Annotated in this window: 1 pseudogene; it reads right to left on the reverse strand. The window is 71.6% G+C overall.

Features of this window, described 5'->3' with window-relative positions:
• Positions 1 to 818, reverse strand: a pseudogene (locus ABZV40_RS46355) (hypothetical protein); the annotation flags it as partial.
• Positions 819 to 2532 lie beyond the last annotated feature (1714 nt).

The following is a 2532-nucleotide window of genomic DNA, read 5'->3' on the forward strand; positions in this document are numbered from 1 at the left end:
GCCACACCGCCCGCCCCCGCACGCCGGACACCACGACCGGGCCGGGGAGCCCCGCCCGGCAGTCCTTGTCGCTCGTGTTCGATCAGGGGCCTGCCGGTTTCCCGGGCCAGGCGTGCGGCCAGCTCTTCCGGCCTCTCGGCGTGTTCGGGAAGGCCGTACCGCTGCTGGTAGTAGCGGTGAGCCACCAGCCGGACGATGTTGTCGTAGTCGATGTTCTCCTGATCAGGTGTCTCGATGAACAACGGAGGCCGGCTCACGTACCGGCCGACGATCCGGCGACCTGCACCGAGCAACGCCTCCACCTCACCAGGCGACAGCATGCTCCACAGCCGATCGATCTGCCCGGCCTGCTCCAGCCCGGAAATCAGCGGCGGCCCCGCACGCCGCTGTGCCGGCCTCACCGCGACAGCCTGATCGTCCTGTTCCTTGCCCCCGGTCGTGTTCCCGGCCACCGGCTCCGCACCGGCCACAGCCGCGATCCCGGCAGCCGCGGCCGGCCGGCCGGCCACGGACCCTACGGGCGCGGAAACCTCAGCGACCAGTGATCCGGATCCCTGGTCACCACCAGGAGACCAGGCGGGCTTGACGCCCGACGCGGCCACCACCCCGGCACCGGCCACCGGCACCGATCCCGCCGCGGTGCCTGCCTGGGTGCCTGCCTGGGTGCCGGAACCCAGGCCGGCGGCGGTGTACGGCGGGAGCGTGTGGTCCACGAAATAGGCCGGCAGAGGCGGCATCCCCGCGTCAGGATCCGTAACGGTGTACCGCGGCGGCTCGGTGTCCGCCAAGCGCACCGGCCGGCCCTGCCCGGCCACCACCTGCCCACCCGACTCGCCCTCACCAGCCCTCCCCCCGCCATCGCCGTCTCCCACCGCACCCACCGGCCCCGCCCCGGCAGGATCCACCCCACCGGCAGGAACACCACCCGCCACCACACCACTCCGCCCACCAGAACCCGGCCCACCAGAACCCAGCTCACCAGGCTGCGACTCTGCGCGCTGTGGCCCTGCGGCGGAGTCATGCACGCCCAGCCCGGCAGACACACCAGCCACCCCACCAGCCACCACACCCGACATCGGCGACGAAACCCCCGCCGCACCACCAGCGTTACCGCCAACACCACCGCGGACGTCCTGCCCCACACCGGCCTGACCACCAACACCATCCGGGCTACCCGGCTGACCACTGCCCGGCTGACCGGCGGGGCCCGGCTGCACCTGAACCGGCGGCGAGAACGCCACCGGCGACACCCCCGCCGACCCCGATGAACCAGCCCCCTCCAGCACCGGCAACCCCGCACCCCCACCAACGGAACCCACCCCCGCCACACCCACACCCACCGGCCCACGAGCACCACCTGCCGCGGCACCACCCCCAGCAACACCAGCAGTGCCAGTGGTGGCAGTGGCTCCGGCCGGACCCGACGGCCGATCACCCAACACGAGCTCCGTCCTGCCGTCCACACCAACACCAACACCAGCAGCAGCCTCGTCTCCAGCACCACCGCGACCAACACCACCAACACCACCAGCACCAGCACCAGCACCAGCACCAGCACCACCGTCCCCGCCATCACCGGAGACAGCACCACCAGGCTTCCGATCACCAGGCTGCCCACCACCAGGCTGCCCACCACCAGGCCCGCGATCGCCGGACCCGCCGACCACACCCTTGCCGCCGAACACGCCCACGCCCGGCCCGTGACCACCACCACCGGCCCGCTCCCGCCACCCCCGCAGAACCAGCCCCGCATCCACCGCCTTCTTCCCCACCCCACCACTGAACAACCCATTCACCACCCCCGCCCACAAATCACCCCCACCACCGAACACCCCCGCCGCCACACCCCCCACCACCAACTCCGCCACCGCCTCACTGCCCCCATGAAACCCCGCCGTCCCCACCACCCCCGGAGCAAACCGCCCCACCCCCACATGCATCCCCCTCATCACCACACCCGCCAACCCACCCAACCCCCCAGACACCCCCACCGACTCCCCATCCACCACACCCCGATTCCCCTCCCCCACCTGAACCACCTGAGCCAGCACATCCATCAACATCTCCTCCACCGCCTCCTCCACCCCCTCCCCCAACCCCTCCGCCAACACCCGCACCACCCGATGCAACGACCGCACCACCCCCAGCACCGACACCCGCGCCGCCGCCACCAACGACGGCACCAACGGCGCCGTAAACGGACTCCCCAACGCCCACACAACCGACGACGCAAAATACGCAACCTCAATCACCAACGAATACATCCCGTGCTCCACCTGCAACGCCAACTCCCGCAACCCCGCCCCCTGCCGCCCCGCCAGCACCACCAACCCCTCCACCCCACCCACCAACCCCACCAACCGACCCCGCAACACCCGCCCCGCCTCACCCCCCACCACCCCACCCACCACACCCCCCACCCCCTCCAACCCCACCACCCACTCCCGCAACACCACCCCCACCCCATCCCACCCCTCCGCCAACCCCCGCAACAACCCCGGCAACACCCTCGGCGCCAACCCCCCACCCAAC

The organism is Lentzea sp. NPDC004782 (genome assembly GCF_040609115.1).
In the GTDB taxonomy this organism is placed as follows: Bacteria; Actinomycetota; Actinomycetes; order Mycobacteriales; family Pseudonocardiaceae; genus Lentzea.